Origin of the sequence: Pseudomonas sp. zfem005 (assembly GCF_032621735.1) — a bacterium.
In the GTDB taxonomy this organism is placed as follows: Bacteria; Pseudomonadota; Gammaproteobacteria; order Pseudomonadales; family Pseudomonadaceae; genus Metapseudomonas; species Metapseudomonas solani.
Map to the genome: position 1 here is coordinate 53,415 of NZ_JAVYJE010000014.1, position 14,148 is coordinate 67,562.

Annotated in this window: 11 protein-coding genes and 1 pseudogene; 6 read left to right on the forward strand and 6 right to left on the reverse strand. The window is 67.0% G+C overall.

The genetic code is table 11. The annotated features are described in order from the left end of the window. Window positions 1–69: 69 nt before the first annotated feature. Both RTW82_RS26930 and RTW82_RS26935 read left to right on the forward strand, forming a co-directional pair. Window positions 70–579, forward strand: a complete 510-nt coding sequence (locus RTW82_RS26930; protein ID WP_021219055.1) for a sigma-70 family RNA polymerase sigma factor — start codon at window positions 70–72, stop codon at window positions 577–579. Then, window positions 576–1,328 (forward strand): anti-sigma factor, encoded by a 753-nt coding sequence (locus RTW82_RS26935; RefSeq protein WP_316927006.1) that lies wholly within the window; start codon window positions 576–578, stop codon window positions 1,326–1,328. The genes RTW82_RS26930 and RTW82_RS26935 overlap by 4 nt, the downstream gene beginning before the upstream one ends. A gap of 310 nt (window positions 1,329–1,638) precedes the next feature. Here the strand turns inward: RTW82_RS26935 and RTW82_RS26940 are convergent, their stop codons facing one another. The 3 genes and pseudogenes from RTW82_RS26940 to RTW82_RS32300 form a co-directional block, all read right to left on the reverse strand. Beyond that, window positions 1,639–2,235 (reverse strand): NADPH-dependent FMN reductase, encoded by a 597-nt coding sequence (locus RTW82_RS26940; RefSeq protein WP_021219053.1) that lies wholly within the window; start codon window positions 2,233–2,235, stop codon window positions 1,639–1,641. Between the two features lie 139 nt (window positions 2,236–2,374). Continuing rightward, window positions 2,375–3,130 carry a methyl-accepting chemotaxis protein gene (locus RTW82_RS32295; protein WP_410478862.1) on the reverse strand — a complete coding sequence of 252 codons (756 nt, stop codon included), beginning with the start codon at window positions 3,128–3,130 and terminating at the stop codon, window positions 2,375–2,377. Window positions 3,131–3,280: 150 nt separating this feature from the next. Then, a pseudogene (locus RTW82_RS32300) lies at window positions 3,281–4,519 on the reverse strand (chemotaxis protein); the annotation flags it as partial. Between the two features lie 239 nt (window positions 4,520–4,758). On the opposite strand from RTW82_RS32300, the gene RTW82_RS26950 reads away from it, so the two are divergent. The 3 genes from RTW82_RS26950 to RTW82_RS26960 all read left to right on the forward strand — a co-directional run bounded on the left by RTW82_RS26950 (window position 4,759) and on the right by RTW82_RS26960 (window position 9,112). Then, on the forward strand, window positions 4,759–6,078 hold the full coding sequence (locus tag RTW82_RS26950) for a Na+/H+ antiporter family protein (protein ID WP_316927008.1): 1,320 nt from the start codon (window positions 4,759–4,761) through the stop codon (window positions 6,076–6,078). A gap of 124 nt (window positions 6,079–6,202) precedes the next feature. Next, window positions 6,203–7,885, forward strand: coding sequence for a methyl-accepting chemotaxis protein (locus tag RTW82_RS26955; RefSeq protein ID WP_316927009.1), 1,683 nt, complete (start codon window positions 6,203–6,205; stop codon window positions 7,883–7,885). Window positions 7,886–8,044: 159 nt separating this feature from the next. Next, window positions 8,045–9,112: an AI-2E family transporter gene (locus RTW82_RS26960; protein WP_316927010.1), complete on the forward strand. Its 1,068-nt coding sequence runs from the start codon at window positions 8,045–8,047 to the stop codon at window positions 9,110–9,112. Between the two features lie 9 nt (window positions 9,113–9,121). On the opposite strand, the gene RTW82_RS26965 is transcribed toward RTW82_RS26960, so the two are convergent. After that, window positions 9,122–9,646, reverse strand: coding sequence for an alpha-ketoglutarate-dependent dioxygenase AlkB family protein (locus RTW82_RS26965; RefSeq protein ID WP_316927011.1), 525 nt, complete (start codon window positions 9,644–9,646; stop codon window positions 9,122–9,124). A 153-nt stretch (window positions 9,647–9,799) separates the two neighbouring features. On the opposite strand from RTW82_RS26965, the gene RTW82_RS26970 reads away from it, so the two are divergent. After that, complete coding sequence (locus RTW82_RS26970) at window positions 9,800–11,002, forward strand: alpha/beta hydrolase (RefSeq protein ID WP_316927012.1); 1,203 nt, start codon at window positions 9,800–9,802, stop codon at window positions 11,000–11,002. Between the two features lie 95 nt (window positions 11,003–11,097). On the opposite strand, the gene nuoN is transcribed toward RTW82_RS26970, so the two are convergent. Together nuoN and nuoM are read right to left on the reverse strand one after the other, a co-directional pair. Then, window positions 11,098–12,573 (reverse strand): NADH-quinone oxidoreductase subunit NuoN, encoded by a 1,476-nt coding sequence (nuoN, locus tag RTW82_RS26975; protein WP_021219047.1) that lies wholly within the window; start codon window positions 12,571–12,573, stop codon window positions 11,098–11,100. Window positions 12,574–12,593: 20 nt separating this feature from the next. After that, a complete protein-coding gene (nuoM, locus tag RTW82_RS26980) occupies window positions 12,594–14,123 on the reverse strand; it encodes an NADH-quinone oxidoreductase subunit M (protein ID WP_316927013.1) in 1,530 nt (509 codons plus the stop codon). Between the last annotated feature and the right edge of the window lie 25 nt (window positions 14,124–14,148).

Sequence of the window (14,148 nt, forward strand, 5' to 3'; positions counted from 1 at the left end):
CCCCTGGAATAAAGTTGCTGCCTGAGCGTCTTCCTCGCACTGGAACCACGACGAGCACCGCACGACCCCATGCACGACATCGATGACGACGAACTTCGCGAGCTGCTGCAGCGCCTGCGCCGCTTCGCCCTGTGGCTGACGCGCAACCCCGCCAGTGCTGACGACCTGGTGCAGGCGACCCTGGAGCGCGCCCTGGATGGTCGCGCCGGGCCGCGCACCGATGGCAGCCTGCGTGCCTGGCTGTTCGCGATCCTCTATCGCAAGTTTCTCGATGGGCAGCGGCGTGCCCGGCGTTATGCACGCATCCTCGAGTTCTTCGGTGCGGCACCGGCCGAGACGGCCTCCACCGAGGAGCTGGTAATGGCGCAATCCACGCTGGAGGCCTTCGCCCGGCTGCCCGCCGAGCAGCGCGCGCTGCTGGTGCTGGTGAGCGTCGAGGGCCTGAGCTACAAGGAGGCCGCCGTGGCCCTGGACGTGCCCATCGGCACCGTGATGTCCCGCCTGTCCCGGGCGCGCAAGGCGCTGCGCGAGCTGGCCGAGGGCGAAATCGCCAATCCCCCGTTACGGATACTCAAATGAACCGCTTCGAACCCAGCGAGAACGACCTGCACGCCTACCTCGATGGCCAACTGGATGCCGCGCAGCGGGCCCAGGTGGAGGCCTGGCTGGCGGCCAACCCCGACCAGGCGGCGCGGGTCGACGCCTGGCGCCGCGACATGCAGCAGCTGCGCGCGGGCCTGGCCAACCTGGAGCTGCGCCCCACCAACCCGCAGCTGGACCCGCTGGCGATCCGCCGCTCCCTGCGTGCGCGTCGCCGCCAGCGTCTGGCCACGGCCGCGGCACTGGTGCTGGCCTTGGGCTTCGGCGGCCTGGGCGGCTGGCAGGCCCGCGACCGCTCGCTGCTGGCGGAGAACCCGCCGATGCAGGACGCCCTGGAAGCCCACCGCCTGTTCGCCACCGGCCACGCCGGGGTGGTCGACGTCGCCGCTCGCGAGCCGGGGCAGCTGCAGGCCTGGCTGGACCAGCGCTTCAGCCATGCCTCGCGCATTCCCGATCTCGCCCCCTATGGCTTCCACCCGGTGGGCGGGCGCCTGCTGACCAACGAGCAGGGCGCTGCGGCGCTTCTGTTGTTCGAGGATGTGGGCGGGCAGCGCATCAGCCTGTACCTGCGCTCGCCGGGTTCGCTCTATGCCGAGATGCCCGCCGGTAACCGCCGTGATGGCGAGCTGGAAGCGCGCTACTGGTCGCAAGGTGGCTACAACTACGCCCTCGTCGCGCCCAGCGACGATCCCCGCGGCGAAGTGGTGCAGCGGGCGTTCTCGTTGTAAGCCGGACACCGTAGGTTGGCGCCGAGCGCAGCGAGGCCCAACACAGCCATGTCCGGTCTCGCGGCAGGCTCTCCCCGTGGGAGTGGCTTCAGCCGCGAAAGACCTTCCGCAGGCACAGGGTTGCGCGTGGCCGGGTATTCCATCGCGAATGAATTCGCTCCCACGAGGTGGGTTGCGGTGCTGGCTGCAAGATCGCCTGGTGGATGAAAAGAGCGTCATCCACCCTACGGGTGTGCGGATGTGCGGATGTGCGGATGTGCGGGGGAAGCGGGTATGGGGAACCCCGCGCCAGGCGGCGCGGGGCGGGGCATTACATGCCGTTGGCGAAGGCCGGGATGCTCATGTCGATGGTTTCGCGAACGGGCTTCAGCGCGGTGGCGTACTTGGCCAGGATGTCCAGGTCGTAGTCCATGCGCGCGCGGATGCGCTGGTCGTCTTCGCCGACCACTTCGGCGCCGTTGAGCACCTTCTCCACGCCGCGCACGATCAGGTGCTCGGGCAGGTAGCAAAGGCGGCAGTTCTTGTAGCTGGAGGCGCGCAGCTCGCTGATCGGGTAGCCGCCGCCGATGCCGGAGGAGATGCCCACCAGCAGGCCCGGCTTGTGGGCCAGTTCGGCCTTGCTGGCGTAGATGAAGAAGTTCTTGATCGCCGGGCAGGCCATGCCGTTCCACTCGGGGGCGATGACGATCACCGCGTCGGCGGCCTTCAGCTGCTGCTGGAAGCCGGCCCAGGGGCCGGTGTCTTCGGCCGGCCACAGGGGCAGCGGCTGGGCGCCCAGGTCGATGACGCTGGTGTGGGCTTCGTTGGCCAGTTGCAGCTCCACCAGGCGTTGGCGGATGAAGCGGGCGACCTTGCCGGACTGGCTGTTGGCACGGCTGGAGCCGGCGACGATGGCGTAGTTGAGCATCTCGGGTTTCCTTTCTGAGGGATGGCGCAGGCTAGCTGGCAGCGCAGCGGCGGACAAGCACCGGCGCGTCAGCGCGGCGGGCAAATGGTGACAGGGGCGGTGCGTGCCAGGCGCCGCGAACGCGACCCCTGGCACGGCGTCAGACGCGGAACTGGTCCATCAACCCTTGCTGGTGGTTGGCCAGCCTGTTCAGCGCCTGGCTGACCTGGGCGGATTCCTGGGCCTGGCCGGAGAGGGACTCGGTGACGTCGCGGATGGCGGCGACGTTGCGGTTGATCTCCTCGGCCACTGCGCTCTGTTCCTCGGCGGCGCTGGCGATCTGCAGGTTCATGTCGGTGATCACCGCCACGGCATCGCCGATGCGTTGCAGGGCGGCGACCGCGTGTTCCACCTGCTCGACGCTGCCCTGGGCCTGGCGATGGCTGCTGTGCATGGAGCCGACCACCTCGCGGGTGCCGTGCTGCAGGCCTTCGATCACCTGGCGGATTTCCTCCACCGAATCCTGGGTGCGCTTGGCGAGGTTGCGCACCTCGTCGGCGACCACGGCGAAGCCGCGTCCGGCCTCACCGGCACGGGCTGCTTCGATGGCGGCGTTGAGGGCCAGCAGGTTGGTCTGTTCGGCGATGGCGCGGATCACCTCCAGCACCGAGCCGATCTGCTCGCTGCTGGTGGCCAGGCCCTGGACTTCTTCCATGGCGGCGCTCATTTCGCTGGCCAGCTGCTCGATGGCGCTGGTGGTCTTGCCGATCACGCCCAGGCCCTCGCGGGTGGCGTGGTCGGCACCGCGCGCGGCTTCGGCGGCCTGGGCGGCGCTGCGGGCGACGTCCTGGGCGGTGGCGCTCATTTCGTGGGAGGCGGTGGCGACCTGGTCGACCTCGCGGTACTGCTGCTGCATGCCGGCGCTGGTCTGGCTGGCGATGGCGGCGGATTGGTCGGCGGTGCTGCGGGCGTCCTGCACCGAGCGCTTCACGTCGGCGATGACCGGTTGCAGCTTGTCGAGGAAGCGGTTGAACCAGCCGGCCAGCTCGCCCAGTTCGTCCTGGCGGGCGTACTCCAGGCGGCGGGTGAGGTCGCCCTCGCCACTGGCGATGTTCTTCAGCATGGCGGCGACCCCGAGGATCGGCCGGGTCACGCCCAAGGCGGTGAGCCACATCAGCAGCAGGCCGACCACGGCGGCGGCGAGGCCGATCAGGGTGGAGGTCAGGCTGCTGGCGGCGCTTTGCTCATCGAGCTGCGCCTCGAGCTTCAGCGCCGGGCCCAGCAGGACCTTGTCCGGCACTTCCAGGAGCACGCTCCAGGCAGCGCTGGTGGGGATCGGCTTGAACGGCTGCATGACCCGAAGGGTACCTTCGCGGTCGATCTCGGCAGGCTTGCCGGCGCTGACCACCGAGGCGATCTCGCTGGCGTCGGTGCCGAAGGCCTTGTCCAGCTTGAAGCTGAGCTGCGAAGCGTCGCGGCTGTGGCCGGCGAGCAGCCCGGTGGGGCTGATGATGCTGACCTGGCCCTGGCCGTCGTAGAGGTCCTTGCTGCCATCGATGCTGAGCTGCTGGAGGCTGTCCAGGCTGATGTCCAGGCCCATGACGCCGATCACCTTGCCGTTCAGCTCCAGGGGGAAGGCGATGCTGGTCATCAGCACCTTCTTGCCGCCGACGTCGTCGTAGTAGGGCTCCAGCACACAGGAGTCGCGGGTTTTCAGCGGGCAGGTGTACCAGGTGTTGTAGGGCATGCCGCTGGCCATGGGGCTGCTGTCGCCGAGCAGCTCCTCGGTCATGGATTCGGACTCCAGCTTGCCGGGGGTGGCCTGTGACCAGTAGAGCGAGAAACGCCCCTTGTCGTTGCTGCCCAGCTCGGCCTGGTCGATGAACAGTTCGTCCTTGCCGTCCAGGGCGTTGGGCTCGAACACCAGGTAGAGGCCGAGCAGGTTGGGGTTGGCCTCCAGGCTGGTCTTCACCTGGCGGGTCATGTCCTCGCGCAGGTCGAAGGCGTCGAGGAAGCGCTTCTCGGCCTGGTCCTTGAGGAACAGCACCTGGCGCGAGAAGCCCTTGCCGTACTGGTAGGTGTCCATGAAGTAGCGCTGGATGCGCAGCGCCTGCAACTCGCCGCGGGCCTGCATGCGCTGGCGCGCACTGTAGTCGAGCATCTGCGAACTGGCGGATTTCACCAGCTCGGCACTGCGTTTGGACTGGTAGAGCGAGGCACCGACCAGGAGGGTCACGATGGCCAGCAGGCAGAGGCCGGCGAGCAGGGTGATTTTCCACTGAATGGACAGGCGACTGAACGGCATGGGGCTTTCCTTCTATCTCGTCGGACTGCAAGCCGCTATCGGCGCGGCAGGGAAAAACTTGATACGCCTGCCATGGCGATGCGGCTCCATACGGAATGCATGGGAGCGGCGAATTTGGATGCAAATATTATGCACAGAGCGTCCAGTATTTCGCACGGCGTTTCTTTTGACAGCGCGGCGCTCATTGGGCAGAGTACGCGGCTTTTTTTGCGGGTTGACCGCAACTCGGAGCGAAGCGGATGAATGCGGTGATAGTGGCGGTTGGCATCATGCTGGTGCTGAGCCTGTGCCGGGTGCATGTGGTGATGGCACTGGTGATCGGCGCCCTGGCGGGCGGGCTGCTGGGTGGCCTGGGCGTGCAGGGCACGCTGGATGCCTTCAACAAGGGGCTGGGCGGTGGTGCGACCGTGGCCCTGTCCTACGCGCTGCTGGGCGCCTTCGCCGTGGCCATCGCGCGCTCCGGGCTGGCCCATGCGCTGGCGGACGGCATCATCGGCCGCGTTGGCCGGGGTGGGGCACAGGAGGGCGCTGCGCTGAAATGGGTCCTCATCGCCCTGTTGCTGTGCGTGGCCATTTCCTCGCAGAACATCCTGCCCATCCACATCGCCTTCATCCCGCTGCTGGTGCCGCCGCTTTTGTACGTGCTGACGCGCCTGCAGATCGACCGCCGCCTGGTGGCCTGCGTGATCACCTTCGGCCTGATCACCCCCTACATGTTCCTGCCGGTGGGGTTCGGCAACATCTTCCTCAACGAGATCCTGCTGGCGAATGTGGTGAAAAGTGGCGTCGACGTTACCGGTGTGAACGTCACCGAGGCGATGCTGATACCGGCGCTGGGCATGGTTTCCGGCCTGCTCATCGCGGTGCTGTTCAGTTATCGCCGTAAGCGCGTCTATGACCTGACGCTGATCGCCCAGGCCGAGCAGGTGGAGGCGAAGTACGATCCGCGCAGCCTGGCGGTGGCTGGTGTGGCCATCGTCGTCGCCTTCGTGGTGCAGCTGTGGCTGGACTCGATGATCGTCGGCGCCCTGGTGGGCTTCCTGGTGTTCTCGCTGTCGGGCGTGGTGCGCTGGAAGGAGGTCGACGACCTGTTCACCCAGGGCATGAAGATGATGGCCATGATCGGCTTCATCATGATCGCCGCCGCCGGCTTCGCCGAGGTGATGCGCGCCACCGGCCAGGTCTCCAGCCTGGTGGAGGCCTCCGCTGCGCTGATCGGAAACAGCAAGGCCATGGGCGCGCTGCTGATGCTGCTGGTGGGCCTGCTCGTGACCATGGGCATCGGTTCGTCCTTCTCCACGGTGCCGATCATCGCGGCGATCTTCGTGCCGCTGGGCGTGCAGCTGGGCTTCAGCCCGCTGGCCATCGTGTCCATCGTTGGCACCGCCGGGGCGCTGGGCGATGCCGGCTCGCCCGCCTCGGACTCGACCCTGGGGCCGACCTCCGGGCTCAACGTCGATGGCCAACACGATCACATCTGGGACACGGTGGTGCCCACCTTCCTGCATTACAACCTGCCGCTACTGGCATTCGGCTGGGCGGCAGCCATGCTTCTCTGACAGCCCCCGTGCCATCCGGCCGAACGTCGGTGTCGGCCGGGTGCTACAGCTATTCACGGGGCTGCCGATAAGCGGTCGATCCCGCCTCGTTTTCCCGGCCTGCCTCCCTTCAAGGAATGGAAATATGCGCCTGACACTCAAATCCAAGGTCCTGCTGCTGGCGCTCGCGCCGGTGATCCTCTTCGCCCTCGTGCTCAGTGGCGCCGCCGCCAAGGTGCTGCTCGACCTGGCCGAAGGCGAGGTCAAGGAAACCCGCGAACGGCTGATCCAGGAGAGCCGCCAGGAGCTGCAGCACTACATGCAGATCGCCCTGGGCTCGGTCCAGACCCTCTATGACGCGTCACCGGCCAACGACATGGCCACCCGCGACAAGGCCATCGAGATTCTCAAGAAGATCAAGTACGGCAAGGACAGCTACTTCTTCGCCTACGATTCGCAGGTGATCCGCCTGTTCCGCGGCGACAGCCCGGTTGACGTGGGCAAGAGCTTCTCGGGCCGCAAGGACGTCAACGGCGTGCCTGTCAACGACGAGCTGGTCCGGGTCGCCAAGGACGACAGCCACTACGTGTTCTACAGCTCGCCCCTACCGGGCAACGAGAGCGTGCAGGTGCCCAAGCTCGGCTACACCTACTACCTGCCCAAGTGGGACATGGCGCTCGGCACTGCGGTGAACCTCGATGGCGTGGAGGCCCAGGTGGCGGTGGTGCAGGAGGCGATCGATGCACGCATCAGCACCATCCTCACCAGCATCGCGGTGATCGCCGCGATCCTGCTGGTGGTGTTCGGCATCATCGGCACCGCGCTGAGCAACGCCTTCCTGCGTCCCCTGCAGCAGATCAAGGCCAACCTGGACGACATCGCCGCCGGTGAAGGCGACCTGACGCGCCGTTTGCCGGCCGACAGCCATGACGAACTGGGCGAACTGGCCGGCTCCTTCAACCGTTTCGTCGAGAAGATCCACGGCCTGGTGCGCCAGATCGTCGACATGACCGGCCAGCTCACCGGCCTGGTGGGCGAGGTATCCGCCCAGGCCCATCGCTCCGAGCAGGCCATGGAGCGTCAGCGCCACGAGACCGACCAGGTGGCCACCGCGATCAACGAGATGTCCGCCGCCGCCCATGAAGTGGCGAAGAGCGCCCAGGGCGCCGCGGAAGCCGCCCAGCAGACCGACCAGGAAGGCCAGGCGGCGAAGAAGGTGGTGGACGGCAGCATCATCCGCATCCACGCGCTGGTGGGTGATATCCGCGAGAGCGGCGTGTCCCTCGACAGCCTGCAGCAGGACGTGCAATCCATCGTCAGCGTACTGGGGGTGATCCGCTCCATCGCCGAGCAGACCAACCTGCTGGCGCTCAACGCCGCCATCGAGGCTGCCCGTGCCGGTGAGGCGGGCCGGGGTTTCGCCGTGGTCGCCGACGAGGTGCGCGCGCTGGCCAGCCGTACCCAGCAGAGCACCCAGGAAATCCAGGGCATGATCGATCGCCTGCAGCAGGGCACCCAGGAGGCGGTGACCTCCATGCGCCGCTCCAGCGACGCCGGCGAGATCACCAGCGAGCAGGCCAACCAGGCCGGCTCCTCGCTGGACGCCATCGCCCAGCTGATCGGCACCATCAATGCCATGAACGCGCAGATCGCCAGCGCCGCCGAGGAGCAGACCGCAGTGGCCGAGGAGATCAACCGCAGCGTGCACCAGATCGCCGTCGCCGTTGACAGCGTCGCCGACGAAACCCAGCAGGGCGCGCAGACCGCCCGCAGCCTGGCCGCTCTCGGTGAGCGCCTGGGGGCGCTGGTGCGTCAGTTCCGCATCTGATCCGGTAGTGATTCACGGGGGCGAATCCAGTGGAGATTCGCTCCTCGTGCTCCGTTTCCCCGGGCTGAAGCCCGGGCTACGCGCCACCCCGCAAAGTCTTCGCACTTTCCCCGTCTCGTTGCGGACTAATCAGGAACCCTCCCTGATGGTGTCCGCTCCATGTCCGAATCCCGCTACCCCCTGGAAGTCCGCACGCTGATCCTGTTGCTGGTGCTGGTAACCCTGGCCTTCGGCTGGATACTGCTGCCGTTCTATGGGGCGGTGTTCTGGGCGGTGGTGCTGGCGGTGGTGTTCAGCCCGCTGCAACGGCGGCTGGCACTGCGGATGGGCGGGCGCGGCAACCTGTCGGCGCTGATCACCTTGAGCGTCTGCCTGCTGGTGGCGATCCTGCCGGTGTTCTGTATTGCTGCGCTGCTGGTGCAGCAGGGTGCCGATCTCTACCAGCGACTGGATTCGGGCGAGCTGGATGTCGGTGTCTACGTGGCGCGGGTGCGCGAGGTGCTGCCGGCGGTTCTCCAACATCAGCTTGACCGTTTCGGTCTCAATGATTTCGATGGCCTGCGTGACCGCATCGTCAGCGGTGCCATGCAGGGCAGCCAGTTCATCGCCACCCAGGCCTTCTCCATCGGCCAGGACACCTTCCAGGTGGTGATCGGTTTCTTCCTCATGCTCTACCTGCTGTTCTTCTTCCTGCGGGACGGCCTGGACATCGTCCGTGGCATCCGCATGGCGGTGCCCCTGGCCGACCACCACAAGCGCCGCCTGCAGATCAAGTTCACCCGGGTGGTGCGGGCCACGGTGAAGGGCAACGTGGTGGTGGCGGCCATCCAGGGCACCCTGGGCGGGCTGATCTTCTGGGTGCTGGACATCCCCAGCGCGTTGCTCTGGGGCGTGCTGATGGCGTTTCTCTCGCTGCTGCCGGCGGTGGGCTCGGGGATCATCTGGGCACCGGTGGCCGCCTACCTGCTGCTGTCCGGCAACACCTGGCAGGGCGTGGTGCTGGCGGTGTTCGGCGTGCTGGTGATCGGCATGGTGGACAACGTGCTGCGCCCCATACTGGTAGGCAAGGACACGCGCATGCCGGACTACCTGGTGCTGCTCTCCACCCTGGGCGGGCTCTCGCTGTTCGGCCTGAATGGCTTCGTCATCGGCCCGCTGATCGCGGCGCTGTTCATGGCCAGCTGGGACCTGTTCACCAGCACCCGCAAGCAGGTCAGGCTGCCTTGAGGGCGGCCCTCAACTGAGGATCTGGCGGAAGGTCAGGCTGATGCGCGGGCCGGCGGCTTCCACCCGGGGAATGGCGTGCAGCCAGTGGGCCTGGACGGCCTGGTCCATGTACAGCAGCGAACCCGGTACCAGCTCCCAGGTGACTTCATGGCTCCTGTCGGCCTTGTTGCGGAAGTGGATGGGGCGGGTGCTGCCCAGGGAGAGGATGGCGACGCCGGTGTCCGCTGCCAGCCCGGTGCAGTCGTCGGAATGGAAGCCCATGGAGGACTGGCCGTCGTCATAGAGGTTGAGCAGGCAGTTGTTGGGCCGGAAGCCCAAGCGCTGGTGCAGCTGCTCGCACAGGGGTTGGAGGACGTCCGGCAGTGGGGTGGCGGGGTAGTCGATCTGCGAATAGTTGTAGGCCACGCCATAGCTGGCGGTGCGCCGGGCGCGCATCCGTGTATCCCATTCGACATTGGCCATCAGCTGCTGGAAAAGCGCGTCCGGGGTCTCGAGGAAGTGGGGGTCGAACAACAGGTGGGGTGTGACGTGCATGGGCGGCATCCTTGCTGGAGGGAGGATTCTATGCCGAGGACGGGCGTCATGTATCGGCGGGTTTACCCAGTCTTTACCGAGCGCTGACCGACGCCGCCGGCCCCGCTGCCGATAATGCCGGCTCCCTTCCCTGGTCTTCTCTCGGCTATCGCCATGCCCAATCCCCGTTCCCGTCGTTCGCGTTTTTCCTTACTGCCGTTGCCCCTGGCCATCGCCCTTGCGCTGGGCGCCTGTTCCAGCCCGCCGGAAAAGCCCCAGGACCAGGTGGCCGCCATCCAGGCGGCGCGCCAGGGCGGCTATGTGCCGATAGCCGGGCCGGTGCAGGGCTGGGATGCCACCTGGACGCTGGGCCAACAGCCACTTGAGGTGAGCTGGCTAGCGCCGGCCGGCGAGCATGGTGCGGCGCCGCTGATTCTCTACCTGCCGGGGCTGGGGGAGTCGGCCCGTTCCGGCGAGCTCTGGCGTCGCGCCTGGGCCGAGGCGGGTTACGCGGTGCTGTCGATCCAGATGCCGCAGCAGGGGCGCGCGCTGTATTCCAGTGGCGACGCCCAGGCCGGGGCCTTCCGCAAGCTGGCCCAGGATAATTACTCCCAGGCGTCCCTCAGGCAGCGCATCACCCTGGCCCAGGCGGCACTGGCCGAGGCGGCGAAACGCGGCCGGGCGGGCGACCCCGCGCTGGCGGGGGTGGACTGGGACAACTGGATGGTGGCCGGCTTCGATCTGGGGGCGCAGACCGCCGCCGCGCTGGTCGGTGAGCACGGCAACGGCGAAGCGCGGCTTTCCGCCCTCAGGCCCAAGGCGGCGATCCTGCTCAGCCCCTATGTGGAAAGCAGCTACGACACCGATCGCTTCACCCATATCGACGTGCCGGTGCTGAGCGTCAGCGGGCCGCGCGACGAAGACCCCTTCAGCTGGATTCCCTCGCCCCAGCAGCGCCAGGTGCTCTGGCGTGGGCTGCAGGTGAACGACAGCTACCTGCTGACCCTGATCGAGGCCGATCACGCGTTGCTGGGGGGCGAACTGCCACGCCCGATGGGCGGGCCGGGGCACGGTGGCGAGCGTGGCGGGCCGGGTGGCGGCATGGCGCGGCCACTGGCTTTCAATGAGGGCGGTGGTGAGGGACGCCGAGGTGGCCCGGGTGAAGGCCCGGGCGGTCGCCATGACGGCCGCAAGCCTGGCACTGGCGGTGGCATACGCGAGCACTTCGACCCTCGGCAAGCCGCTTATGTGCAGGCAGTGACCTTGGCATTTCTCGATTCGCGCCTGCGCCATGCGGCGGCTGCAAGCCAGTGGCTGGACCAGAACGCGGCGACCTGGCTGGGCCACGGCGCCTGGCTGGAGAAGAAGAACCCCTGACCGTTGCGGCGGGGGAGGGGAGCACTCGCGCACTTCCTGCTCCCGGAAAAGAAAAAACCCGGCCTAGGCCGGGTTTTTCATTGCAGCGGCTGGCTTCAGTGAGCCAGGGCCACCAGGCCGGAATGTTGCACCAGGTCCAGCAGCGGCTGCGGGTAGACACCGAGGAAGAACGCCAGCAGGGCGACGAACAGCAGCATGATGCCGCCGGCGCGTTGCGCCCAGTGCAGGTCGGCGTCGTGGCGGCGCAGGTTGGGCTCCACCAGGAACAGGGTGACCATGACCCGCAGGTAGTAGAAGACGCCGATGGCGCTGCCCAGGACCATCACGCCCAGCAGCAGCCACAGGCCCGACTCGACACCGGCGGCGATGACGAAGAACTTGCCGATGAAGCCCGCGGTGAGCGGGATACCGGCGAGCGACAGCATCATCACGGTGAGCACGGCGGTCAGGTACGGACGGCGCCAGAACAGGCCGCGGTATTCGTACAGGGCGTCGCAGTCACGGCCGTTGTACGGGGTGGACATCAGGGTCACCACGCCGAAGGCGCCGAGACTGGTCAGCACGTAGGTGGCGAGGTAGACGCCGATGGCTTCCACGGCCATGCCCTTGCTGGCGATCAGTGCGATCAGCAGGTAGCCGAAGTGGGCGATGGAGGAGTAGCCCAGCAGGCGCTTGATGTTGTTCTGCACCAGCGCGAGCAGGTTGCCGAACAGGATCGAAGCGATGGCGATGGCGCCCAGCAGGTCGTTCAACCAGCCGCCGGCGGTGGCCGGGGAGATCTGGTACAGACGCAGCAGCACGGCGAATACGGCAACCTTGCTGGCGGTGGCCAGGAAGGCCGAGACCGGTGCCGGAGCGCCTTCGTACACGTCCGGGGTCCAGAGGTGGAAGGGCACCAGGGACAGCTTGAACGCCAGGCCGATCAGCATCATGCCGATGCCGAGGTGGACCAGCATGTTCTGCGCGCCTTCGGCGGAGAACTTCGCGCCGATGCCGGTGAAGCTCAGGGTGCCGGCGTCGGCGTAGAGCAGCGCCATGCCGAACAGCAGGAAGGCGGAACCGGCGGCCGAGAGCACCATGTACTTGATGCCGGCTTCCAGCGAACGCTTGTTGAAGAAGGCGTAGGCGACCATGCCGTAGACCGGCACCGAGAGCAGCTCCAGGCCGATGAACAGGCCGGCCATGTGCTGCGCGGTGACCAGCACCAGGCCGCCGCAGGCCGACAGCAGGATCAGCAGGTACATCTCCTCGCGGTTGCCCGGGTAGCCCTGGCCGGTATTACCGCCCAGGTAGGCGTGGATCAGGGTGACGCAGGCGAGGGTCGAAGCCAGCACCAGGCCCATGTAGTAGCAGCCGAAGGTGTCGATCTTCAGGAGCGGGGTGACCTCGATGGGCGTGACGCCCAGGGCCGGGATGATCGCCAGCAGTGCCAGGTTGAGGCCGACCACCGAGAGCCCGAAGGTCAGGGTGTGGTTGCGCTTCCAGGCGATGGCCAGCATCACCACGACGACGGTGGCGCAGGCCACCAGCAGCGGCAGCAGGGCGATCAGGTGTTGAGTCGTGAATTCCACAGCGTGATGTTCCATAACAGCTACCGGGCCGAGGCGAGTTGGGTGAAGGCTGCATCCAGCCACTGATGCACGCCGTGCATGCTAGCGGCGGAGGTGTCCAGCACCGGTTGCGGGTAGACGCCCAGGAGGATCAGCAGGGCGGCGAGGCCGAGCACCATGGTCAGCTCGCGGGGCTTGAGGCCCTGCAGCGGGGCGTCGGACTTGGCCGGGCCGAAGTAGGCGCGGTGAATCATGATCAGCGAGTAGACCGAGCCGAACACCAGGCCGGTGGCGGCGATGACGGTGACCCAGGTGGCTTTCTGGAACGAGCCGACCAGGATCAGGAACTCGCCGACGAAGTTGCCGGTGCCGGGCAGGCCGAGGGCCGCTGCGGCGAAGAACAGGCTGATGGCCGGCAGGTAGGGCATGCGGCTCCAGATGCCACCCATCTCGCGCATGTCACGGGTGTGCAGGCGCTCGTAGAGCTGGCCGCAGAGGATGAACAGCGCCGCGGCGGAAAGACCGTGGGCCATCATCTGCACCACCGCGCCCTGCAGGGCGATCTGGCTGCCGGAGTAGATGGCGATGAGCACGAAGCCCATGTGCGACACGCTGGAGAAGGCCACCAGGCGCTTGATGTCGGTCTGGGCGAAGGACAGCAGGGCACCGTAGATGATGGCGAACACGCCGAGCCAGTGGGCGATGGGCGCGAACTCGGCCGATGCATGGGGGAACAGCGGCAGGGCGAAGCGCATCAGGCCATAGGCGGCGGTCTTCAGCAGGATGCCGGCGAGGTCCACGGAGCCCGCGGTCGGGGCCTGGGCGTGGGCGTCGGGCAGCCAGGAGTGGAACGGCACCACCGGGAACTTCACCGCGAAGGCGATGAAGAAGCCGAGCATCAGCAGGTATTCGGCGGTCGGGGTGAGCTGGACCTTGAGCAGGTCGGCGTAGTTGAAGGTCATCACGCCGGTGTTGTTGTAGTTGATCAACACCAGGCTGAGGATGGCCACCAGCATCACCAGGCCGCTGGCCTGGGTGAAGATGAAGAACTTGGTGGCGGCAGTGATGCGGGTCTTGCCCTTGCTGCCGCTGTGACCCCAGAGCGCGATGAGGAAGTACATCGGCACCAGCATCATTTCCCAGAAGAAGAAGAACAGGAACAGGTCGACGGCGAGGAACACACCGACGACGCCGCCCAGGATCCACATCAGGTTCAGGTGGAAGAAGCCGACGCGGTTCTGGATCTCGTTCCAGGAGCAGAGCACGGACAGCACACCGAGCAGACCGGTGAGGGTGACCATCAGCACCGACAGGCCATCCATCGCGAGGTGGATGGTGATGCCGAAACGCTCGATCCACTGCACCTTGAACTCGTGCGCCCATACGGGGCCGGCTTCAGGGGACGGGGCCAGGGTGAAGTCACCGGTTGCCCACAGCCAGAGGCCGAGGCCGAACAGCAGGGACATGGTCAGCAGCGCGATCCAGCGCGGCAAGGTGTTGCCGAAGCGCTCACCTTGCCAGCACAGCAGGCCGCCGATGAAGGGGATCAGGATTAGCCAGGGCAGAATCATGACGGGCTGGTTTCCTTAAGAAGAT

Excerpts from the sequence above, each read along its gene's own strand:
- RTW82_RS26930 (WP_021219055.1), top strand. The coding sequence starts at position 70 with ATGCACGACATCGATGACGACGAACTTCGCGAGCTGCTGCAGCGCCTG.
- RTW82_RS26935 (WP_316927006.1), top strand. The coding sequence starts at position 576 with ATGAACCGCTTCGAACCCAGCGAGAACGACCTGCACGCCTACCTCGAT.
- RTW82_RS26940 (WP_021219053.1), bottom strand. The coding sequence starts at position 2,235 with ATGCTCAACTACGCCATCGTCGCCGGCTCCAGCCGTGCCAACAGCCAG.
- RTW82_RS32295 (WP_410478862.1), bottom strand. The coding sequence starts at position 3,130 with ATGCAGCAGCAGTACCGCGAGGTCGACCAGGTCGCCACCGCCTCCCAC.
- RTW82_RS26950 (WP_316927008.1), top strand. The coding sequence starts at position 4,759 with ATGAATGCGGTGATAGTGGCGGTTGGCATCATGCTGGTGCTGAGCCTG.
- RTW82_RS26955 (WP_316927009.1), top strand. The coding sequence starts at position 6,203 with ATGCGCCTGACACTCAAATCCAAGGTCCTGCTGCTGGCGCTCGCGCCG.
- RTW82_RS26960 (WP_316927010.1), top strand. The coding sequence starts at position 8,045 with ATGTCCGAATCCCGCTACCCCCTGGAAGTCCGCACGCTGATCCTGTTG.
- RTW82_RS26965 (WP_316927011.1), bottom strand. The coding sequence starts at position 9,646 with ATGCACGTCACACCCCACCTGTTGTTCGACCCCCACTTCCTCGAGACC.
- RTW82_RS26970 (WP_316927012.1), top strand. The coding sequence starts at position 9,800 with ATGCCCAATCCCCGTTCCCGTCGTTCGCGTTTTTCCTTACTGCCGTTG.
- nuoM (WP_316927013.1), bottom strand. The coding sequence starts at position 14,123 with ATGATTCTGCCCTGGCTAATCCTGATCCCCTTCATCGGCGGCCTGCTG.